17 protein-coding genes are annotated in these 21,246 nt (G+C 56.5%); 7 read left to right on the forward strand and 10 right to left on the reverse strand.

Annotated elements, in window-relative coordinates; genetic code table 11:
- Nucleotides 1-24: 24 nt before the first annotated feature.
- The 5 genes from J3456_RS17685 to J3456_RS17705 all read right to left on the reverse strand — a co-directional run bounded on the left by J3456_RS17685 (nt 25) and on the right by J3456_RS17705 (nt 6,989).
- Nucleotides 25-555: a hypothetical protein gene (locus J3456_RS17685; protein ID WP_349581535.1), complete on the reverse strand. Its 531-nt coding sequence runs from the start codon at nt 553-555 to the stop codon at nt 25-27.
- A complete protein-coding gene (locus tag J3456_RS17690; protein ID WP_349581536.1) occupies nt 552-1,889 on the reverse strand; it encodes a type II and III secretion system protein family protein in 1,338 nt (445 codons plus the stop codon). Before J3456_RS17690 ends, J3456_RS17685 begins: the two co-directional genes overlap by 4 nt.
- Nucleotides 1,890-1,913: 24 nt before the next feature.
- Entirely contained in the window at nt 1,914-2,828 is a 915-nt protein-coding gene (gene cpaB / locus J3456_RS17695; RefSeq protein ID WP_349581537.1) for a Flp pilus assembly protein CpaB, read from the reverse strand.
- 37 nt (nt 2,829-2,865) lie between these two features.
- On the reverse strand, nt 2,866-3,072 hold the full coding sequence (locus tag J3456_RS17700) for a Flp family type IVb pilin (RefSeq protein WP_349581538.1): 207 nt from the start codon (nt 3,070-3,072) through the stop codon (nt 2,866-2,868).
- Between the two features lie 695 nt (nt 3,073-3,767).
- Complete coding sequence (locus tag J3456_RS17705; protein ID WP_349581540.1) at nt 3,768-6,989, reverse strand: DUF4214 domain-containing protein; 3,222 nt, start codon at nt 6,987-6,989, stop codon at nt 3,768-3,770.
- On the opposite strand from J3456_RS17705, the gene J3456_RS17710 reads away from it, so the two are divergent.
- Nucleotides 6,961-7,194, forward strand: a complete 234-nt coding sequence (locus tag J3456_RS17710; RefSeq protein ID WP_349581541.1) for a hypothetical protein — start codon at nt 6,961-6,963, stop codon at nt 7,192-7,194. The genes J3456_RS17705 and J3456_RS17710 overlap by 29 nt on opposite strands.
- A 191-nt stretch (nt 7,195-7,385) precedes the next feature.
- Here J3456_RS17710 and J3456_RS17715 read toward each other — a convergent pair whose 3' ends face one another.
- From J3456_RS17715 to J3456_RS17725, 3 genes are all read right to left on the reverse strand, one after another.
- Entirely contained in the window at nt 7,386-7,754 is a 369-nt protein-coding gene (locus J3456_RS17715) for a response regulator (protein ID WP_349581542.1), read from the reverse strand.
- A 325-nt stretch (nt 7,755-8,079) separates the two neighbouring features.
- A complete protein-coding gene (locus tag J3456_RS17720; protein WP_349581544.1) occupies nt 8,080-8,568 on the reverse strand; it encodes a hypothetical protein in 489 nt (162 codons plus the stop codon).
- 1,301 nt (nt 8,569-9,869) lie between these two features.
- The gene (locus tag J3456_RS17725) at nt 9,870-10,250 is read right to left on the reverse strand and encodes a response regulator (RefSeq protein ID WP_349581546.1); all 381 of its coding nucleotides are present in this window, start codon (nt 10,248-10,250) and stop codon (nt 9,870-9,872) included.
- A gap of 351 nt (nt 10,251-10,601) precedes the next feature.
- Between J3456_RS17725 and J3456_RS17730 the strand changes: the two genes are divergently transcribed.
- The gene (locus J3456_RS17730) at nt 10,602-12,128 is read left to right on the forward strand and encodes a sensor histidine kinase (RefSeq protein WP_349581547.1); all 1,527 of its coding nucleotides are present in this window, start codon (nt 10,602-10,604) and stop codon (nt 12,126-12,128) included.
- A gap of 403 nt (nt 12,129-12,531) precedes the next feature.
- Nucleotides 12,532-14,028, forward strand: coding sequence for a Fic family protein (locus J3456_RS17735; RefSeq protein ID WP_349581549.1), 1,497 nt, complete (start codon nt 12,532-12,534; stop codon nt 14,026-14,028).
- A gap of 91 nt (nt 14,029-14,119) precedes the next feature.
- Here J3456_RS17735 and J3456_RS17740 read toward each other — a convergent pair whose 3' ends face one another.
- On the reverse strand, nt 14,120-15,763 hold the full coding sequence (locus tag J3456_RS17740) for an MFS transporter (RefSeq protein ID WP_349581550.1): 1,644 nt from the start codon (nt 15,761-15,763) through the stop codon (nt 14,120-14,122).
- 88 nt (nt 15,764-15,851) lie between these two features.
- Entirely contained in the window at nt 15,852-16,784 is a 933-nt protein-coding gene (locus J3456_RS17745) for a LysR family transcriptional regulator (protein ID WP_349581551.1), read from the reverse strand.
- 203 nt (nt 16,785-16,987) lie between these two features.
- On the opposite strand from J3456_RS17745, the gene J3456_RS17750 reads away from it, so the two are divergent.
- The 4 genes from J3456_RS17750 to argE all read left to right on the forward strand — a co-directional run bounded on the left by J3456_RS17750 (nt 16,988) and on the right by argE (nt 21,165).
- The gene (locus tag J3456_RS17750; RefSeq protein WP_349581552.1) at nt 16,988-17,875 is read left to right on the forward strand and encodes a tripartite tricarboxylate transporter substrate binding protein; all 888 of its coding nucleotides are present in this window, start codon (nt 16,988-16,990) and stop codon (nt 17,873-17,875) included.
- Between the two features lie 102 nt (nt 17,876-17,977).
- Nucleotides 17,978-18,472 (forward strand): tripartite tricarboxylate transporter TctB family protein, encoded by a 495-nt coding sequence (locus J3456_RS17755; RefSeq protein ID WP_349581553.1) that lies wholly within the window; start codon nt 17,978-17,980, stop codon nt 18,470-18,472.
- A 12-nt stretch (nt 18,473-18,484) separates the two neighbouring features.
- Nucleotides 18,485-19,972, forward strand: a complete 1,488-nt coding sequence (locus J3456_RS17760; protein ID WP_300056309.1) for a tripartite tricarboxylate transporter permease — start codon at nt 18,485-18,487, stop codon at nt 19,970-19,972.
- Nucleotides 19,969-21,165, forward strand: coding sequence for an acetylornithine deacetylase (argE, locus tag J3456_RS17765; protein WP_349581555.1), 1,197 nt, complete (start codon nt 19,969-19,971; stop codon nt 21,163-21,165). Before J3456_RS17760 ends, argE begins: the two co-directional genes overlap by 4 nt.
- Nucleotides 21,166-21,246: the final 81 nt, after the last annotated feature.

Genomic DNA, 21,246 nt, shown 5'->3' on the forward strand with positions numbered 1-21,246 from the left:
CTAGTCCCCCTCGATGAACAACGGTCAACGCGCTGCCGTGCGGGCAGTCGGAGCTGGTGACAGGATATCCGCCGGGCGGTGGATCATATGGGCCAGATTGATGGCATTGGCACAGCCCAAATCATCAATGCCAGGTTCGCAGGAAACCTTGATGCCTTCAGCCCGTGCAACCCGGACCAAACCGATCTGATGTTTTTCCAACGGGCGTTTGGCAAAACTCTCAGCCATCGAGAGCTGGATACGGGATGGCAGCAAAGACAGCGCTGCAGTCACATTTTGCACCCGCGCCGCATCGGTTCGATTGTCTCCACTGGTTGGGATGGTGATGATCACCACATCTTCACTGCGAAGCGCTTTGGAATGCAGAAACCTATCAAGTCTCTTACGCTCCTGGCTGGAAAGCTGAGAAGACCCGTAGCCGAAATGGAACTGATGCTGAGCCTCGACATAGGGTGCGCTCAGCCGATCAATAACCGAGACGCTTGGTTCAGGCGCGGTACAGGCTGCAGCAAGAAGCGCGGCAGAGACTGCGGCGGTCAAGGAAAATCTGCTCATTGAAGGAGGAGTCCCGCTTTGCCATTGATGCTTTTGACGGAAACAGCCTGGCCGTCTTCAACGGGTACGCCCACCGATAGCTCTCCAGTCAAGTTGCGCCGTAATGCACCAGCAGGCCTGAACCCATCCACAGGTGTCCGGAACTTCTTCGGATTTCCCGGCTCAACCAAATAGGGTGTCACAATAATCACAAGCTCACTCTCACCACTTTGGTAGCTGGTAGAGCGGAAAAGAGCGCCCAGGAGGGGGACTTGGCCAAGTCCCGGCACCTCATCGATGGTTTGCTGCGACGTCGCCTTGAACAGCCCTGCAATTGCAAAGCTCTGACCACTGCCGACTTCGATCGTCGTGGCCGCGCTGCGCTCCAAGATCAGAGGGAGCCCTTGGGTATTGGAAGTACTGCCATTGGAAAAATCCAATTCACGGACCTTGGTATCGACCTCAAGCTTGATCTTGTTCGATTGAAGCACCTCAGGCTGGAACTCCAACTCAACACCATAGGGCTCAAAAACGACCTCTACGCGGTCATCTGAAGCCGCAGTCTGATAGGGGAAGCGCCCCCCGGCCAAGAAGCTGGCCTTGTCGCCTGAGCGCGCCGTCAGATTTGGCTCCGAAAGAATGGTCACCAGGCCTTCTTGCTGTAGCGCTTCCAAGCTGACACCCTGCAATTGGGAGCCGACAGTAAAGTCGGTGTTCAAAGCAAAACCGCCAGGCGCGCCACGACCCCCGTTCAATCCGTTACCCAAGGCCGTCCAGTTCGTCCCAAGGTCTTCAGTCACCGTTCTGGAAACTTCGGCAATCTTTACTTGAAGGTTTACTTGAGCTGGGTTGTCGAGCTTCAAGCTGTTGATGATCGGCACATCCTGCCCTGACAGCGCACGAAGAACCGTTTCGATCTGCTGGGCATCGCCAAGAGATGGCACACGACCTGACATGACCATGGCCCCTTCAGTCTCGCGAATTTGAAAACTCCCATGCGGCACCGCGGACTTCGCCGCCCTATTCAGCGCATCGACATTAAGCGCCACGTTCACGACGCTCGAAAGTGTCACGTTGTCCAACTCATCCAGTGCAAAGAGCGTCGTTTTGCCGGCAGCTTTTCCGTAGAGATATACAAGGTTTGCAGATTTGACCTCGATATCAGCAACGGCCGGATTTGCTAAAAATACGGTACTGGAGGGCTGGTCCAGCCGGATCAGCTTGCCCTCCCCGGGGTAAAGACGGACAGGCCTGCCCGTGGCTTCAATAACCACCTGTGAATACCCATACTCGGGCAAGAAAAGCGTAGAGCCCGCAGCAATGAAAGCGAAGGCTTGAAATAACTTGAGCAGCATTAAAAAGTCCTGAAATGGAATAGTTCAGCGATCAGCAGAAATGAGGCCCCCTGTTTGAAAAGTATTTGACTGGTCCGATCGCTCGGCCGCGCCCCTGGTCAATTTCACCTCACCTTGACCGCTACTCCCCCGAATAACGGTCACGCGACGCGCCTGCCGCTGGGGCGTTGGGACAGCTACAGGCGCCCCTGAAATCTGCGTTGAAAGCATTGGGCCATCGCGGATAATAACCGGCAGGCCCTCCCCTTGCGTAGAAGACAAGACAAACACCAACTCCCCTGTTTGCTGAGCCAATGCCAAAACCTTGGTGCCTTCTGAATGCAGCTCCAGCGTCATCATGCGCCTATCCGAACCGCTATTTCCCATCCCATTGAGTGCAAGAACACGTACATTCTCAAGAATGTTGCGCACGGCGCGTATGCCCTGAGCTGTCTGATAAGACACCATGACGTCGATACGATCGCCAGGTTCGATCATACTGGCAAGAGAGGCTTCTCGGTTGAGCGGTACGGAAATGGCGCGCATGCCTACCCCAAGGGACTGGACTGGACGTATGACGGGAACAACCTTTGGAATAGGTTCTTCTTGAACTGCCGGAACAATCAGACCACTGGACATAAGAGGCACTCCTGCCGCAATATCTTCATCAGCGCGAAGATCGAAAAGGCGTGCCCTATTCAGCTTTGAATCAAGAATGAATTCCGAAGAGAGTTCACTTGCCGGAATTTCAATGGATTCAACCATATCTGCCGTAAGGTCGGAGCCTTTTGCAATTGAAGCCGCGGCTGCCAACACCGCGATGCGTTTCACCTTAACAGACACCGGAGCTTCGGCGGGAGGGGGCGAAGCGGGCTGGTTGTCGGGGCGCACGCTGACCCAAGTGACTGCCACAGCAAGTACCGCAGAAGTCGTTAGGACCAAAAGAATGCGTTTCGGCATATCTCTCATTATATACAATTAATACAATACTTTAAACTTAATTTCCACCAGCCTCTTCACCGGTGAAGGCACTGCGAATTTCAACAAAGGTCGTATTGAGATCCCCGCCTAGCAGACCCACCGTAGCTACAATTGCAGCTCCAATCAGGGCCGCAAAAAGTCCATACTCAATTGCCGTCGCGCCGTCCTCATCCTTGGAGAAAACCTTCATGAAAGAGCGCATATTTTTAAGTTTCGATACCATATAACTTCCTCGCAACGTGCAGTGAATGCACGTCTATTTAATTCGTGCTGAAAGGCACGTTCATATTTTAGATTTCTGACGCTAAATACGAGAGCGCCCTTATAGGCTGCAATATGAGCTCATTATCTCGCAACTGTTAATTTCACCTAGCGAGACGAATTCCCTACTTTTCCGCAAGCAAAGCACACTTTAGTCAATTTATTGTCAAGATTTGCCAGGAGATATTATACTTAAGTAGAAAAGAAATATCTAAAGTATATGCCAAAATCATAAGTATGGCTATTAGCACCTGAAGCCTAGCAGATTCGAAGATGTCTATAACCTCGCATCTCGACCCCGACGTACCGACGACCTTGGAACTTCCAGCCGTCAAGCTGATCCCAAGTGCTGGGCAGCCACCGCTTACGCAGCTTCCATGCTCGCATACCAATCGCTCTCTAAATCCACATGGATTTAGCGCGCCGGTGAGCGGTGTCGAACGCTTTCCGATGTAAAGCGCTTGAGGGATACCCTAAGCCGGATTTGAGCCAGGTAAGGCATTGCTCGCCTGCCACCTACGCCACGCCTTGCTGTATTGTAAGCGTTGGTCCAAGGCCACATTGTACGGTGCCAGCGACGCGAGAACGCCAGGAACACTACCCTCTTTCTGATGCTTTTGCAGGTAGAACTTGCTGATCACAGCAAAATCCAGCCCTTTAAAAGATAAAGGTCGCATCTTCGAAAACACTAAGCGGACTGTTTGCAAAGTGGATGTACACATCGCCATCCGAGAAGAAGCTGTCTCCTCCAATCTCTTGAAAATGCGTCAGCGCATCTTCGGCGTCCGCATACCCAAACCCGCGCAGGTCAATCGTATCCCAAGGGTCGAACCGCACCACAAGGTCTTTTCCTGCATCCGTAGCGTTGAAGATAAATTGGTCGGCGCGTAGGCCCCCAACCAATATATCGTCTCCAGCCCCGCCCTCAAAACTGTCTCCTTGAAGCCCCCCCATAAACGCAAGGAAGTCTGGGTAGGATTTCTCGATCAACTCCACAGAGGTCGCAAACCCAGCAACCACCGATGCACGGTCGAGGCCGTCTTCAAGAAGCCGGGTCCAGAAAGCCTGTCCGGCGTCATCAGCCTCCCGCCCCAGAACGTTTTGATAAAGTTGCGCGACAAAAGAAGGATGATCCAATGCACCATAGGTGCCCTGGAACTCCTCAGATCTAATAAACCCCTCAATAGCATTCTCAAACGACAAGCCGTTGCCGAGCTGCTCCGCCCAGAACTCGAGCCCTTCAGGGTCAGGCAAACGGTTTAGGGTCGCTTGATAGAGGCGGAATATCTGTTCAAACTCTCCAGCAAGACTGGAGATCGCGGAAAGATAGGCGCTTGCCTCCTCGCTCATTGCTTCCAAAACATCGGGCAGCTCAATGAAGGCCTCAGCGACCTCTTCTCTGGAGGCGCCCTCCCCAAATTGGTCCATCCAAGGGGTCAATGCCTCGGGCGACGGGCTGCGCCCGAGCAAGTTGGCATACAACTGCCCGACAAAGGCCGCGTCCCCCACAGGGCTCTGGACAGATAGAAACTCTTCAGACGCAAGAAGCTGCCCCAAAAATTCCGGCAACGCCAACGCGCCCTGAAGCAGGCCAGACCAGTAAGAAAAGCCCTCGCTGTCTGGGGCGCGCCCCAAAATAGCCTGATACGAAAGATAAACCTGTAGGCCTGGAAATGGCAGGAACAAGTCAAGGGCGTCCCCCACCAATATGTCATTTCCAGCCTCGCCAACCAAAATATCGCTGCCTTCTCCGCCCTCTAGAACATCCTTTCCGGACGTTCCTTTCAAAAGGTCATCACCAGAACTCGCGGCGTTACTAGCAACAGGTTCTGTAGACGCACTCAGGACGCGTTCGCTCGTACCCTGCCCATCTCTGTATGATGCTCTCACAGCAATTGCAGCACCCACGTCTGCCAATGAAAGAGTGAACGCGGGCTCGGTCGCACCAGGAATAACTTCCCCATTGCGAAGCCATTGATAGGAGATCGCTCCCATGCCATCTGCATCGGACAACGTATTCGATGCGCTCAGCGTTTGACCCACGCGCGCGGTACCGGCAAGCGTGACAGAACCCGTGGGCGGGTCATTCACATTGATCACGGGTTCTGTGGCCGCACTCATGATACGCTCCTCGGCGCCGTAACTGTCTGTGTAGGATGCAGCCACCGTGATCTCGGCTCCGACATCCACCTGTGTCAGCGTGTAGGTGCCACCGTCAGCACCCACGATATCAACGCCATCGCGTTGCCACTGGTAGCTCATCGCCCCCAGACCATCCTCGTCCGCCAGCGTGTTGCTGGCCGTAAGCACCTCATCTTCGGCCACAGTGCCGGAGATAGTAACAACGCCGGTTGGCAGGTCGTTCACGTTGGCCACAGCGCTGGTGGCGGCACTCACGATCCGTTCCTCGGCACCGTAACCGTCCGTGTAGGACGCAGCCACCGTGATCGCACCACCCACATCGGACTGCGTCAGCGTGTAGCTTTCTCCCGTGGCTCCGATGAGGTCAATGCCATCGCGCTGCCACTGGTAACTAATCGCCCCCAGACCATCCTCATCCGCAAGCGTGTTACTGGCCGTGAGCACCTCGTCCTCGGCCACCAAACCGGAGAGGTTCACAGCCCCTGTGGGCAGGTCGTTCACATTGAGCACTGGGCCGGCGGTAGCAATAACAACGCGCTCATCTGTGCCACGATCATCAGTGTAGGAGACAACCATTGAGATCGCAGCCCCGACATCGGCCTGAGTTAGCGTATAGTGTGTGCTCGTGGCGCCATTGATATCAACGCCATCGCGCTGCCATTGAAAGATGGCCGAAGCAACGCCACCGTCTAGATCTCCGATACTACCGGACATAATCAGCATTTCATCTTCAGCTAAGTTACCGGTGATTACCAAAGTAGACGTGGGCGGATTGTTCACATTGACCACCGCACTGGCGACGCGTTCGTTTACGCCGCCACTGTCGGTGTAGATGGCCTCAACTGTGATCGCAGCTCCAGCATCGGCCTGTATCAGGGTGTAGGTCTCCTCCTCGGCACCAAGGATGTCGACGCCACCCCGCTGCCACTGGTAGCTGATCGGGCCAAGGCCATCCTCATCCGCCAGCGTATTGCTGGCCGTGAGAACTTCGTCTACGTCAGCTGTGCCGGAAACGGTGACCGCCCCCGTGGGCAGGTCGTTGCGATCTTCAACGGTCACTGTGATATCTTGAAAATCCGTCTGACCAATGCTGTCAGTGATCGTCAGTGTCAGGTCGTAGTTATTGTCGCCATCCTGATCAGACGGGGCCTCGAAATTCGGCGCCGCCTTAAACGACAAACGACCAGTCGCGCCGTCGATCATAAACAAATCGGAATCCGCACCGCCCAGACTATAGCTGACCCGGCCCGGCTCCGTATTAAAGTCGTCACTGATCCCGATAACCTCAACCGAAGAGCCGTTCTCCCCAACTGTATAGCTGGCAGTGGCACCGTTTCCGGTGGTGATTTCAGGCGGGGTACCCATCTCGCCCTGCACCACGACGCCGGAAGCACTTGTTGCGGGGACAGCAGCAAAGTCCACTGTCGTTTCATCCGCACTCTCCCACCCCGAGTGTAGTCCAATCGTAATCGAAGCAATATCTTCTGTCAGACCCGACTTTAGAAAGCCTCGACACACTAATGTTGTGCTGCCCTCGGGACCCGTTGAAAATGCTGCAATATTGTCGAAAAATTGAGATATGTTACCACTGAATGTGGCACCGCTGCTCAACATGAAGATTTTTTCGCTGAATGTGAAGGTGAAACGGAATTCGACACCTGCGTCAGCTGACGTCAGTCTAGAAACATCACCACCAGATGCGTCGGTGATGACCAGCGAAACCAATGAAGCACTCAAAACAGAATCCTCTCAAATTACATCTCTGCAGTGGCAAAAGCTAAGAGACATTGGACGCAATCGCCGAACCATTTGCGGCTTGGCAGTCAGGGAAGAAGGGCTGCAGCGCCCCCTCTCGGGCGAAAAACCCGGCGCCCTTACCCCGATGCACCGCAATTTCCCTTCACAGAACAGCAGCGCAATGTGCGGCGACATCCTTAAATAACTTAGCACCGTCCCCGGTTCACTCAGTCACTGCCTGATAATCAATAAGGCTAGCAGCCCACAAAAAGTCTCCAATAGCGCGAGCCTGCCAAGACAAGGCCTTCAACGCAAGTTTTTCTGCAAAACGATCCGTGTTGTCGCGGAAAAGCTGTGGACACGAACGGCCCCGCGCCTCTGGCGCGTCTCAGGAGTTTATCGGTGCAGAACTGCTTTAATTTGCGCGCCTAAGGTCATTGGATCAAACGGCTTGGCAATAACCTCTGCGACGCCAAGGTCAAAGAGTTCCGTCCAAGCTCCCACCCCCACCCGCGCAGTCATGAAAATGGCAGGCACAGCTTCAAGCCCTGGCACTTGCCGCAGCTTCTCGAGCGTTTCAGGTCCGGACATGCCCGGCATCATCACATCAAGCAAAAATACGTCCGGCTTGAACTCTTCAACTGTGGTGAGCGCTTCTTCCCCAGAAACACAATCGACAACCTCTATGTCATCCATGAGCTCCAAAGACATTTTCGCCAACTCAAGGATGTCAGCATCGTCGTCCACATGCAGTAATTTTAGCATCGTCTTCCTCCCATTCAGCATGCTCTCGCCGCGACCGCCCATATAACACTGTGATCGCTTGCTGAAATTATCCAGGAGTCCGGCCTGTCAGCGCGAAGGGCCCGCTGCCCCTAACCGCAGACTGCGTCGGAAATATGTTACCTTCGCGCTAATAGCCTTTGCAATGCGCCAAGTGTGCAAGCAGACTTGCCGGCTCAGCGCGCTCTTCCGCAACCCAAAAGCTGTCACGCTAGAATATTTACATGGGGGACTCTCGAGACACGTGGCACTGCTGATCGACCCCAGAAATTAATGGAGTTGCCCTGTCGTTCGAAGGGCCGCAGCCTTAGAGAGGCATTGCCATGTTCAGACCGCGCTTCAAAACGGCCGTTTTACTGGCATCATTCTTGATGGATTTGAGCCAAGCCTCGCATCCCTCAACGACATCTCGGCAAAAGCGGTCCGCGTGAATCTGAAGCGCCCGGTTCTTATGCGTGCAATGCTCTGTTGCGACCTGAGTGAAGTAAAACCGATCAAGAGCATCCGTTACATACCGGCGCCGGCCTGTCTCCACCTCCTGTCCCTGATAGAGCATGGCGCACCTCAAGGCATAGCAGTCGGACCCGGAGAGAAGCGCATGTTGCCCCGACAAAAGGCGCGTTCGATATTTAAGGCCCACCCATCTATCGAACCACTGCGCGTATCTTTGCGGCGCAGAGCTTTCGGGGCTTTCCACGGCACCGGCTATCTCAGGCAGGGTCAGCGCAAGACACAGCGCCGCAGGCCAGTTTTTTGCTTTAAGGCACTGCTCAAGAGAAGCGACAAAGACCTGCACGACAATCTCCTACCTTGGATGCTCCAACCCGCACCGGGGGCATTCCAACGTCGCTTCCGTCCAACTCTCCCCATCCGCTTGGTAATATCCATGACCCATGAGCCAGCAAATCGGTCGGAGCAACCAAGACTTCGCCCCCCGCCTGCGGTCCGGCTCCTTCCAGGTAATCCTCGCCATTCCCGTTTCCCCTGATCTAAACAAGCGCTGCAATGCCTGCGATATAGGCAGCTTCTTCGTAGCCAGTGTCAAAAACCACGGCAGAAAGCAGAGCCAACACCCCAACGGTTGCCCGCCAAACGGTTATTCCTTACGCGCCTCTCTCCAATTTTGACCCCCGCTCTCTGTGCAAGAGCCCGGATGACCAAGGCCGCATCTGACATGATGCTCTCTGCAAGGCGAGGACTGCAAGAAATAACGCCTACCTTCATGTCCTCCAAACACCCGAGCACCTCACACAGCGTTTCAGGATCTAGCGGCGCGCCTCCTTGGCTCAGGGTATCACACTTTGGCACGCTATTACTCCTTCTACCGCCAGCAGGTCAGCTGGTATGCCCGTCGCCGGCGCAGACCGCGCAAAGCCATTGCGCTTTGGGCGGTAGAGGACAGCTGTCTGCTAGCGCTTCGGCAAACTTTCCACTGAGAGGGCTGTGAGTAGGCAAACAGAGCTTCATGCCGCCAAGGTATCCGCTCGAAGTGGCCCGCCCCTCGCACACTTAGAGAAGCGAAAACTCCATTGAATGTTCGAAGGATAAATTCATATAGAGAAGCGGTCTGCCAGCCGATTGTACAACAGACCAAAAGCCTCAGGAGCCATGCCTTATGAAACTTTTCATCGTGATATCAGCCCTGCTCCTCTCCGCTTGCGTTTCTTACGAAAAAGGCGAACTCCCGTTGATACGCGATCCTCAGACGGGCGAGATGCGGCCTTGCGGCCACATTGGGATGTTAGGAGACTGCAAGCACTACATGTGAGGACGGCTTCTTGCCGAGATGCCCGATCGGACGCCCTTCAAACTTACCTTCTCCTGTGCAAACAACGATGTTTCCATCGTCCGAAGCACGCACGAACGCGCCCTGAACTTGAATGTAATCACTAACTAAGATGGTTCGGATCATAAGGCCCCCCGCGGCAAGATTGTGCCCCTTTCTATGGCGGCTCTGAATTACAGTAAACCGCAGAAAGGCGCTGAAGCAAAAGCGTAATGTGGACCAGCCCCCTGCTTCACCTCAGGCACCGCACGCCCCAAAGCATAGGAAAGACCTGAGCACAGCCCGCTCGACCTGCCACGTTTCTTTACGTCTCAGGCTTGATCCGCATGGTTCATCAATGTGGAGAGGGCCGTGATGACCTGAGCATGCACGAAGGGCTTTGGGATCATAGTACTTTCAGGGACACCCCTGGCGCTCCATTCATGAGAGCTGTCACCGCTCATATAGACGACCGGTATTTCAGATTGATGCGCCCGGATGTGGCTTGCGAGTTCCCATCCGTTCGGCCCCTTGCCAAGATTTATGTCCGTGACAATAGCATCGATGCCCGCGGGGTCAGCTTCAAAAACCTCCATGGCTTTGGCACCGTTAATTGCTGTGACCACGTCAAACCCCTCGTCAACAAGGGCCGCTTCGATGTCCATGAGAATGAGCGCCTCATCTTCGACCAGTAGTACGACTTTGGCGTTCATTCTCAATCCTGCTCAGCTGCTAAACTTTAACCATGCAAAAGCCATTCAGTTCCGACCCACAACAGCTAAATTCCCGATGTTGCAGACGCAACGCGGCTTCCTCTACGCGCCGCATGCGCATCGCAGCGCCACCGGGGCAGACAGGGATGCATAAATTCACGGCCCCAATGGGCCACACCAGATCACGCCGGCGTTGCATGCGCGCCCTACGCATGCCGCAGCATAGGGTCGTGCTATGGTCCGCTATACCTGCAGGCGCTTACTCATAGACTTCCTGAAAATTACCTCTAAGTGCAAACCGTTGCCGGAGCGTTATGTCTTTCCGTTCAGCAGCTGCAGGGGGAAGTCTTCATGGTGACCAGGACGATTACCGGTTCCGTGCGGGTCGCGACCATATTCATTGCCGCGACCTTTTTTATCTATTCGAGCATCCTAGGGGTGCTTGTCTATCAAGAGCTCAACTCGGCGGAAGATCGGGCCGAAAGTTCGGTGGCCGCCGCCGCCAAGGCCGTCCAGATCAACACCGGCTGGATTGTCGAAGTGGCTCAGCAAGCACTGCGCCGTATGGATCTCTCACTAGGAGCCGATATTCAGTCCAACCCGACTGCGACCTTAGCGAGCATCAAAGACGCGCTAGAAGGGCTACCCGACAGCGCCAAGGCCTATATCGTGACCGCCGACGGGCAAACCCTTTACACCACCGACCCCAATGCGCCCAATATCGATATTCGCGACAGAGAGTATTTTGCCGTCCCCGCCAGCGGGCAGCAGTTCTTCACCTCTTCACTTCTTACCAGCCGCATCGACGGCAGTCCAATCTTCACATTTAGTCAACGTCTGGAGCGGGAGGGCGTGTTTGTAGGTGTCGCGATCATTTCCTTTGATGCCGCCCTACTGCAAGACCTACTGACATCTCTCGGCCTTGGGAAAAGCGCTGCTCTAGCGATCTTGCGCACAGATGGCATGCTGGTGGCCCGCTACCCCCAAGTCGATGGCCCCGTGGATCTGGCTCAACATACAATCTTCAAAGACCATTTGCCCAACGCGGATGCGGGGGCCTATATCGACACGTCCCCCATAGACGGCGAAAAAAGGTTTGTAGGCTACCAAACCCTCCCAGACAGTGGGCTCATCGCCATCGCGTCAAATGGCTATGATGAAACGATGGCGCGCTTCTGGCGGCGTGTTCAGATATTTCTAGCAATTGTCATTCCCACCATCCTAGCCCTCGCGGCATGTGCCATCTGGATCATCCGGCTTCTGAGGCGGGAAGCTCGAAAAAACGAAGCCCTTGAGGAAGCGTTTGAGAGAAACGCAACGCTGTTTCGGGAAATCCACCACCGGGTCAAAAACAATATGCAGGCGATGCAAGCGCTGGTCGCCATGCACAAACTTCCCAAAGCCGTGGAGACCAACTTCAAACTGCGTCTCGCTGCCATGTCCACCGTCCACGAACATATGTACAACCACGACAAATATGCTGCCCTAGATGCGCCGGCCTTCATCACTTCAGTGACGGAAAACATCTTCAAAGCCCATGGCGCTTCAGATCATCTGAGCCTCGATATCGACCAGATCTCAATCAGTCATGAGCAAGCCACATCACTCGCGATGCTGATCAACGAAGTCGTCACCAACTCGCTGAAGTATGCGGGATCAGACAAAGATACCGCAGAGATCCGTATCCGCCTCAAGCCTCTCGGCAACACCAGGGCCAACCTCGTCATAGCCGACAACGGCCCGGGGTTTGATCCCAAAACACGCCCCATCGGTATGGGTGCCAAAATCATCAAAGGCATGGCCCTACAATTGCAGGGTACCTACAGTTATGACTTCGATGGCGGGACGATCTTTTCTCTCGAATTCCCGGTGGCGTAACTGCTCCTAGGATCGAATACGAAGGGGTCATCCGCGCTGGTGCAGCACTTTGGACATTAGAAATATTTAGCTCTGATCATTTTTAATGGGCGTCGCTCGCGCCCAGTCCCTTACGGAAAATGTTGATATGAGTGCTTCCATTTGCCACCAGAAGGGCCAGCATTGCTTTTGAAACAAGGTTCTTGTGGAAGCCCTGAGGGGGGACGCAAGTGTGCTAAGTCTCGAAAATATCTTCGAGAGGGCTCCGAGCGGCTGCGAGCATCCCCGGCATTTACTTGAGCCTGGACTACATAATTTACTTGAAATTGGACTAGGGTGTTTACTTGATAACGGACAAGGCTATATACTTGTAATTGGACGCGTGCGATGAATCGGGACGGTTGTGGTAGACAAACGAGAGATCTTGGCCGACGCGATGGAAGCCCTGCACACCTTGCAGAAGCAAGGACATCTTGTTGTTCGCAGCGGCGAGATCGACCCGGTGAGGATCAAGGCGCTAAGAAAGGCGGGCTATCTTCAGCCCATCATGAAGGGCTGGTATCATCTGTCGGACCCCAGTTCGCGTCCTGGTGATACGACGCCGTGGACAATGAGCTACTGGTCATTTGTCCAGAAATACTGCGAGCATCGTTTCGGTAGCGACTGGGTTCTCAGTCCTGAGATTTGCCTTAGCCTGCATACTGGATCTCAGGTGCCGGTTACCCAGGTGATGGTGCATGCCCCCAAGGGAGGTAACAATGCTGTCGAACTCCCTGGCAAGCGGTCGCTCTTCGATCTGAGGGTCAGGGAGCTTCCTGAGCAGGGACGGAGGATACAGCTGCCGAATGGGCTGAGGGTCTACACTCCGGAGGCTACGCTGATCCATATGGCAGAGAATTGCTATCATACGAAGGCTATGTCGGTGGCAGCACTGATGGGCAGCTACCGAAATGTCGATGCCCTGTTGCGCGCGGTGGTGGGCGGGGCGCACAGGCGCCCGGGTAACCGCCTGGTTGGCGCGTTCAAGCACTTGGGGATGGACGATCACGCCAAGCGCCTGGCCGATGGCATGCGCCGCGCAGATATGGATCTGAGGAATGAAAACCCCTTTAAGGGGGAAGGCATTGCTGTTGTTGCTGGTGCGGCCCCTATCTCTAACATGTTGCGAGCGATATGGCAGAGGGACCGACAAGCGATCATTGACCTGCTACCGGCCCCGGGAGGGCCTGTGGAAGTCGACGAGGTGCTTGAGCAGATCGACGATGTCTACACCCATGATGCCTGGAACTCGCTCTCGATCGAAGGTTATCGAGTCTCCGAAGAGATGGTCGAGAAGATTCGCAGTGGTAGCTGGGACCCGGAGGCCGACAAGTCGGACGCCACCTCTCGTGATGCTATGGCCGCAAAGGGCTACTGGAATGTTTTCCAGTCTGCCCGCGAGGTGGTGAAAACATCCATCGAGCGAGGTGAGCCGGTCTCGGTGCGCGACAATCTAAGCGATTGGTATCAGGATCTCTTCGAGCCGTCGATCGACGCAGGCATCCTGACGCGAGGCCAACTGATCGGATATCGCAATCACCCGGTATTTATTCGCACAGCCAATCATGTGCCCCCGGCGCGCGAAAAGCTTATGGATGCGATGGAGACCTACTTCGACCTCCTTGACGAGGAGGAGCATTCCGGAGTGCGCGCGGTGCTTGGTCACTGGCTTTTGGGCTACATCCATCCTTATCCCGACGGAAACGGGCGCCTCGCTCGTTTCGTGATGAACGCGGTGCTCGCGAGTTCGGGCTATCCATGGGCTGTGATCCGACTCGATCAGCGGAGGCGCTATATGCAGGCTCTCGACGCTGCGAGTTTTGGGGGCGATATCGCTCCCTTTGCGAAGCTGATAAGCGAGCATCTTGACAACAAGCCCTGACAGAAAGGCTATGTCTCGAAGCGTATCGGCGCGCCAACACGCTTCGAGCCTTACTCCACGGCACGGAATGGTCACCCAAAGAGGGACGCCATCAACACTTACCGTCAGGGGCTGGCGCTCGCGCCCCCTTTTGCAACATGTCGTCGCGCAGCGGCACGGTTTGGCGCTCAATCATCCGATGCACTTCGGGCGGTGCGTCCCCTTGATGCAACCGTCTGATCTGATCCGATAGCTCTGCATCTGCATTGGTCCGTCGCTCATTGTGACGGACGTACTCGCCCCAAGTCGGCACATGATAGCTTTCGCTCCAATGCTCTGGTCGGTGCAGATCGCGCAACAGCGCCCATTGCTGCGCACCGTCGCGGATGCGCACCCGACGCCGGAGGCTCATCGCTGCTAGAAATTCCGGCACATCCGACTGCGCGATCTCATAATCGACCATGACCATCACTGGCCCGCTGCGATAGCTAAGATCAAACCGCGTGTCGGGCTCTTTGAAGCGGTTTAGGGGATCAAGATTGAGCCCGCTGAACTCAGGCAGCGGCAGCGGCAAGCCGATCAACGCGCCGATCAGAAGCATTACGCTGGCCCCGGCGAGCGCGAGGTCCGGGCCGCCCCGGTCGGCGACGACCCCCCAGATCAGACTGCCAGCGGCCATGCCTCCGAAGGTGCCAGTCTGATAAAGGGCGATTACCCGGCCCACGACCCAACGCGGCGTCGAAAGTTGGATTGTCACGTTGAACATCGACAGCGACAGCACCCAGCACGCACCGGCCAGCATCAGCGCGGCGCCCGACAAAACAGACTGCGCGCTGACTGCCAGAACGGCGCAGCTAAGTGCGAACCCAACGAAACCGCCACGCGCGATAATTTCATTCCGAAATCGCGCCCGCAGACCCGCATTTGCCAAGGCGCCGAAGACCGCACCCATGCCGAAACAGCCTAGCATGATGCCATAGACAAAAGCTGTCGCCTGAAGCGTCTCGCGCACGACAACCGGCAGCAGCGCCAACAACGCTATGGCCGAAAGACCGAACCAGAAACCGCGCAGGATGACCCGCATCAGATTGGGCGACATGGCCACATAGCGCAGTCCGGCGGAAAAGGCGCTGCCCATCGGTTCACGCGGCAAATGCGTGTCGCGCAGGGGCGCTTTCCAGCGCAGCAAGGCGAGAATGATCGCTACATAGCTTAGCGCGTTGACGGCAAAGGCAGCAGCGGCACCCGCGATCGCAACAATTGCCCCGCCTGCCGCGGGCCCGATGCTGCGCATCAGGTTGAACCCCATCGAATTCAGCGACACCGCAGAGGGCAGTTCTTCTCGACTGACGATGTCGCCCATGGTCGCCTGCCAAGATGGGTTGTGCAGCGCGGTGCCACAGCCAATAGAGAATGTGAACGCTAAGAGCAGCCAAGGCGTAAGCCAGCCCTCAAATGCCATAAAGGTCAGTAGAATTGAGACCCCGAACATAAAGCTCTGCGCGATCAACATGACCCGGCGGCGGTCAAAGTTATCGGCAAAGACCCCCGCCAGCAGCGAAAAAATCATGATCGGAAGCGCGACAGAGCCCTGTACCAACGCCACCATGTTCTGCGACTCCGACAGCGAAGTCATAAGCCAGGCCGCGCCCACCGCTTGTACGAGCCCCCCGAAGTTTGACGCCAGCGCGGCGATCCAGAGAGAGCGGAAAGTCTGGTTGCGAAAAAGGATTAGGGGCGAAATGCGGTCAGGCAAAACTAGGGGCCTCGTATAGCTGTCCCTATTCGATATGTGGTTTGCCCCCTAACTGTCGATACCCGCACTGTTTTCCTGCATCGTCCCGTCAATGTCCAAATTGCAAAGCTTCGCTCACCACACCTGCCCGCTTCAAGCTCTCAATCTCATCGGCAACCACTGCAGCGAAGGCCTGCCCGACAGTGCTCAATGGCCGTCCATGGGGAACGAATTGTGCGATATCCCAAGTTATCGACGGGATCAGGCGCTGGACTGAAACCCGTTCCAAATCGATAAGTTGACGCGCCACAGGGTCAACGATCGCAATGCCTTCCCCGCGCTCCACGAGACGGACAATGCCGTGGATGGTCCGAAGCTCGGCGGCGATCGTGCGGTTGACTTGAATGGTCTCCATCATCAGATCGATCCGCCGCCGCAGTGGGCTGCCTTGGGACAGGTCGATGAACATCTCTTTGCGGAGCCGCGGGAGCGGAATTTCCCCCATGTCCTCTAGCGGATGCCCTCTCGGCAGGATGCATATCGCCTCGCAATGGGCAAGGGGCAGGGCTTCGCCGCCGAACGCCTCGGCGTTAAGCGTGATGCCAAAAGCCAGATCGCAGCGGTTCTCGCTGATCATCTGAAGCATTTCCGCCATGCCAACATCAGCAATTTGCACCGTGGCTTGAGGGTGCTCCTTTCGAAACTGGGCAAGCGCGTCCAACAAAAAGGTGTCGCAAAAGACCGGTTGCGCCGCGATCACAAGATGCCCGACCTGACCGCTGGCGATCGCCTTGGCTTCCTGCTCTAGATTTCGCAGCCCCGCAAGATAATGCACCACGTTCTGATGAAAGCTGAAGGCTTCGGCCGTCGGGGCGAGGCGGTTTCGCTTGCGCTGGAAAAGTTTGAAACCCGCTTTCTCCTCCAAGGAGGACAGCAATCGGCTCACCATCGGCTGGCTCAATTCCAAATGTTCCGCTGCAAGCTTCATGCCGCCCAACCGCATATAGGCGTCAAAGGCCTGTAGTTCTCGTGTCTTGAACATGCCGCCCTCTCAGTATGCAATTTATGCAACTATCCAGCATCACTTGTCAAATTCCGCATACTATGGATGGTGGCCGCCATCCAACAGCTCCGGGTTGCCGGACAACATCTGAGGTACTCATGAAAAACATAATCGGAACGATTGCACTTTCTCTCATGGCAGTCGGTGGACCGGCGCTCGCCCAATCTTATCCTGAAAAATCTGTGACGCTTGTGGTCCCCTATGGCCCGGGCGGCGCATCGGATCTGGCGGGCCGGGCCTTGGCGGAAACGGCGCAGCCCTTTCTGGAACAGCCGGTCACGGTTATGAACAAACCGGGCGCAGGCGGCATGAACGGCGCGCGCTTCGTGTCCGAAGCCGGTGCGGACGGTTATACGCTGCTGCTCGCCCGGGTTGGCATGGCACTGTCGCCAGCCGTGACACCGGGTGCTGCGGTGCCGTGGGACGCCTATACATTCGTCAGCGCGCTCGAAGCGACGCCGATGATCTTGGCCGTGCGCGGCGATGCACCCTATGACAGCGTTGACGAATTGATCGCGGCGGTCAAAGACAGCAACGGCGCGATGACCTATGCGGCCTCGGGTGCAACTGCGATTGACGGCTTCACCACCCAAGCCCTGCTGGCCGACAACGATCTTGACCCGCTGACCGCGGCAACGCTCGTGCCCTACAAAGGCGGCGGTGCTCTTGCGACAGCCCTGCTGGGCGGTCATGTCGATTTCGTCGCGATGGCGGCCGCATCCTTGATGCCCCATATCGAAAGCGGCGACATGAAAGCTCTGATGGTCTTTGCGCCAAAGCGCATGGACAGCCTTCCGGATGTGGCGACAGCCAGTGAGCTGGGCTACGAAAAAGCGGGCCAGATCACCGGGTGGAGCGCGCTTTACGCTCCCAAAGACCTGCCAGAAGACGTAATCGCCAAATGGCAGGACGTGTTGAGCCAAGTGGCAACCGACGAGAAATGGCTCGAACTTGCCGACCGTCGCGGTTCGATTTCCACCATCGGCACGGTGGAGATGCCCGACTACGCGAAAAGCCAGTACGAGCTGTTCAACGGCCTTGCCAAAGACTTCGGCTATCTGCCCCAGTAAGTTTTCGCATGCGGGCGTTACATCGCCCGCATGCCCCTTCCCCAGCCGGCCCCTGCGGTCTGCCCGATCTCAATAGAGGTCTCTGTTCTCATGAGGATTGCCATGCCGATGCCCGTTTTACGGGGGTTGCTAGTCGTCGCATTTTTTGCGCTCTGCGCCTTCTATCTTGTCCCTGTCTATGTGCCTCGCCCGGCATTCATCCCCGGCTTCGCCCCGCCGCCTGACATGTGGCCACGCACCGTGTCGCTGATCGGCATCCTGCTTGGCCTGCTTGCACTGATCCTCGCGTTCCGCGGCGGTGCACCGGCAGAGGAAGCGGTCGAAACCGACGGCAGCTCGACCAAACGGATGGTGCTTCGTTTCGTGGGCCTGGTGCTCGCTTTCGGGCTGTTTCTGGCGGCGCTTCCGTTCGTCGGGTTTCTGATCGCGATCATCTTGCTGACCTTCACCATGGTGCTGATGACTGGTGAGCGAAACTACCGGGTTTGGATCGCACTGCTGTCGGTCGGCGGGCCGGTGTTCCTGCTTTTGTTCTTCAATTCCGCCTTGGGCACCCAGTTCCCAAAGGGCGCGTTGCTCAAGACACTCGGCTTCTGATCGGAGATACTGATGCTAAACGACGTTCTCTCTGCACTCTCGGCAGTTGCCACCTTGCAGAATTTTCTGATCATGACCGCCGGTATCTGGGGCGGTGTGATCGTCGGAGCCATTCCCGGCATGACGGGCACCATGGCCGTGACATTGGCGCTGCCCTTTACATTCTACATGGCGCCGGTGCCATCGATCCTCTTACTTGTCGCTTTGTACAAAGGGTCGACCTACGGCGGATCAGTGTCTGCGATCCTCATCAAGACCCCCGGCACCGCCTCGGCGGCCTGCACGGCGCTTGATGGCTACCCCCTTGCCCAACAAGGCAAAGGCGGCAAAGCACTGAACATGGCGCTCTATTCTTCGGTGATCGGCGACTTTCTGTCGAATATCTCCCTGATTTTCTTTGCTGCCCCGCTTGCACTGCTAGCACTGCATATCGGCCCGCCTGAGTTCTTCATGCTGATGGTCTTTGCGCTGACAACCGTCGCTGGGGTGTCCGGCAATTCACTCCTGTTGGGCATGGTCTCTGCAGCCCTTGGCTTGCTGCTCGCGACGGTGGGCGAGGACCTCTATGGCTCGTTCCGCTTTGCCTTCGTGCCGGACATGCAAGCCGGCCTGTCGATCGCCCCGGTCCTGATCGGCCTCTTTGCCCTGCCCGAACTGATCAAACTGGTGGTCCTGCGCGCCGCGAACAAAGATGAGGCGGCACCCTTGGGTGCCCAGCATGTGACCCGCGACGAGTTCATGGGATCGCTGCGCAGCATTCTCAAAGGCTCCGTCATCGGTTCTATCCTCGGCGCGATCCCCGGCATCGGCCCCTCCTCCGCCGCCTTCTTCTCTTATGGCGAAGCACAGCGCAGTTCCAAGAACGGTGCGAATTTCGGCAAGGGCGAGCTTGAGGGCATCGCGGCCTCGGAATCCGCCAACAACGGGGCCTGCGGTGCCACCATGATCCCGCTGCTTGCCTTGGGTGTGCCTGGCGATGTGATCACAGGCGTGATGCTGGGTGCCTTCATGATCCAAGGTCTGACCCCCGGCCCGCTGCTGTTTCAGACAAACATGCATGAGATTTACATGCTCTTCATCGGCATGCTGGTCTCTTCGGTGCTTTTGTTCTTCGCAGGCAAGGTCACCATGCGGATGTTCACCAAAGTGGCGCTGATCCCTCAGACCCTGCTGACCCCCTTGGTGCTGCTGCTCTGTATCTTCGGGATCTACTCCATCGCCTCCAGCACCTTTGACGTGGCCGTTCTGCTTGTGATGGGGCTGGTGGGCTTTGGGATGTTCTTGCTGAACATTCCCGCGGCCCCCTTCCTGATCGCCTTCATCCTCGGCCCGATGATCGAAGAAAACCTGCGCCGCGCGCTGGCAATTTCGCGGGGCGATCCTGCGGTGCTGCTGTCGTCGCCCATCACATGGGTCTTCGCGGTGCTGATCATTCTTGTGCTCGGCCTGACGGTCCGCCGCGAGTTCCTAAAATCCAAAGAAAGACGCGTTCAGCAATGATTGACCTCAGCGAAACACCCCTTTCGTTTGACGACCTGACCGGTGATGCCGCCAAACATCTGGCGCGGCTGATCTCTTTCGATACGGTCTCCTGCAACTCCAACCGCGCGCTCATCGACCATATGGCCGATTACTTTGGCGATCTGGGCGGGCGGATCACGATCTTGCCAGACGAGACCGGAGCCAAGGCCAACCTGATCGCGGCCTTCGGTCCCGAGGATAAAGCCGGCATCGTCTGGTCCGGGCATACGGACGTCGTCCCCGCCGATGAGCCGGAATGGGAAACGGACCCTTTTCAGGCCGAGATCAAGGACAACAAGCTTTTTGGTCGCGGCGCTTGCGACATGAAGGGCTTCGCGGCCTGCGTCATGGCGGTGGCCCCGCAACTGGCGCAGGCGGTACTAACACGCCCGGTTTACCTCTGCTTTTCCTACGACGAAGAGGTCGGCTGTCTGGGCGCCCCCGCGATTGCGGAGCATCTTGCGCAGTTGCCCGTGCCGCCTGAGTTCGCAATCATCGGCGAACCGTCGATGATGAGGTTGATCACTGGGCAGAAAGGCAAGATCGCCATGCGCGCCCATGCCACGGGCACGGCAGGCCATTCGTCTTTCGCGCCCGAACATGTCAACGCGATCGAGTTTGCCTCCAAGGCGGTGGCGCGGATTTCCGAGCGTGGCAAGCGCTATGAGCAAGAAGGCCCCTTTGATCACGACTTCACCGTGCCGCACGCGACGATGTTGGTGACAATGATGCAGGGCGGTGTCGCGACCAACGTAACCCCGGACAATTGCACGCTGACATTCGAGCTGCGCTCGATCAGCGGCATGGAGCCCGAGCAGGATATGAAACTGCTGTTGGATGAAATCACGCGTGAGGTCACCGCACCCATGGCAGAGAAAATCCCCGGCACCGGTATCCGCTTTGAGACGATCTTTTCCTATCCCGCCATGGGTGACGCACGCGAAACCGACGGTTTTGCACGCTATGCCACCCTTCTGCCCGCCTGGGGCGGCAAGGTCTCATATGGCTCCGAAGGCGGGGTGTTCGAAAAGATCGGCGGGATCCCTTCGGTGATCGTGGGGCCTGGATCAATTGGGCAGGCCCATAAACCCAACGAGTTTGTTGGTCTCGACCAGCTTGAAGAATGCGTTCAGTTTCTGAGCGGCATCATCGATTTCCTCGCGCAGGAATGACCCCTTCACGGGTTTGAGCTTCTCTCCTGCATGCCGCAACGACCACGCGGCATGCATTTTCATTTCGGCAATAATACCCGC

This window comes from Sulfitobacter sp. NFXS29, from assembly GCF_040148765.1.
Classification (GTDB): domain Bacteria; phylum Pseudomonadota; class Alphaproteobacteria; order Rhodobacterales; family Rhodobacteraceae; genus Sulfitobacter.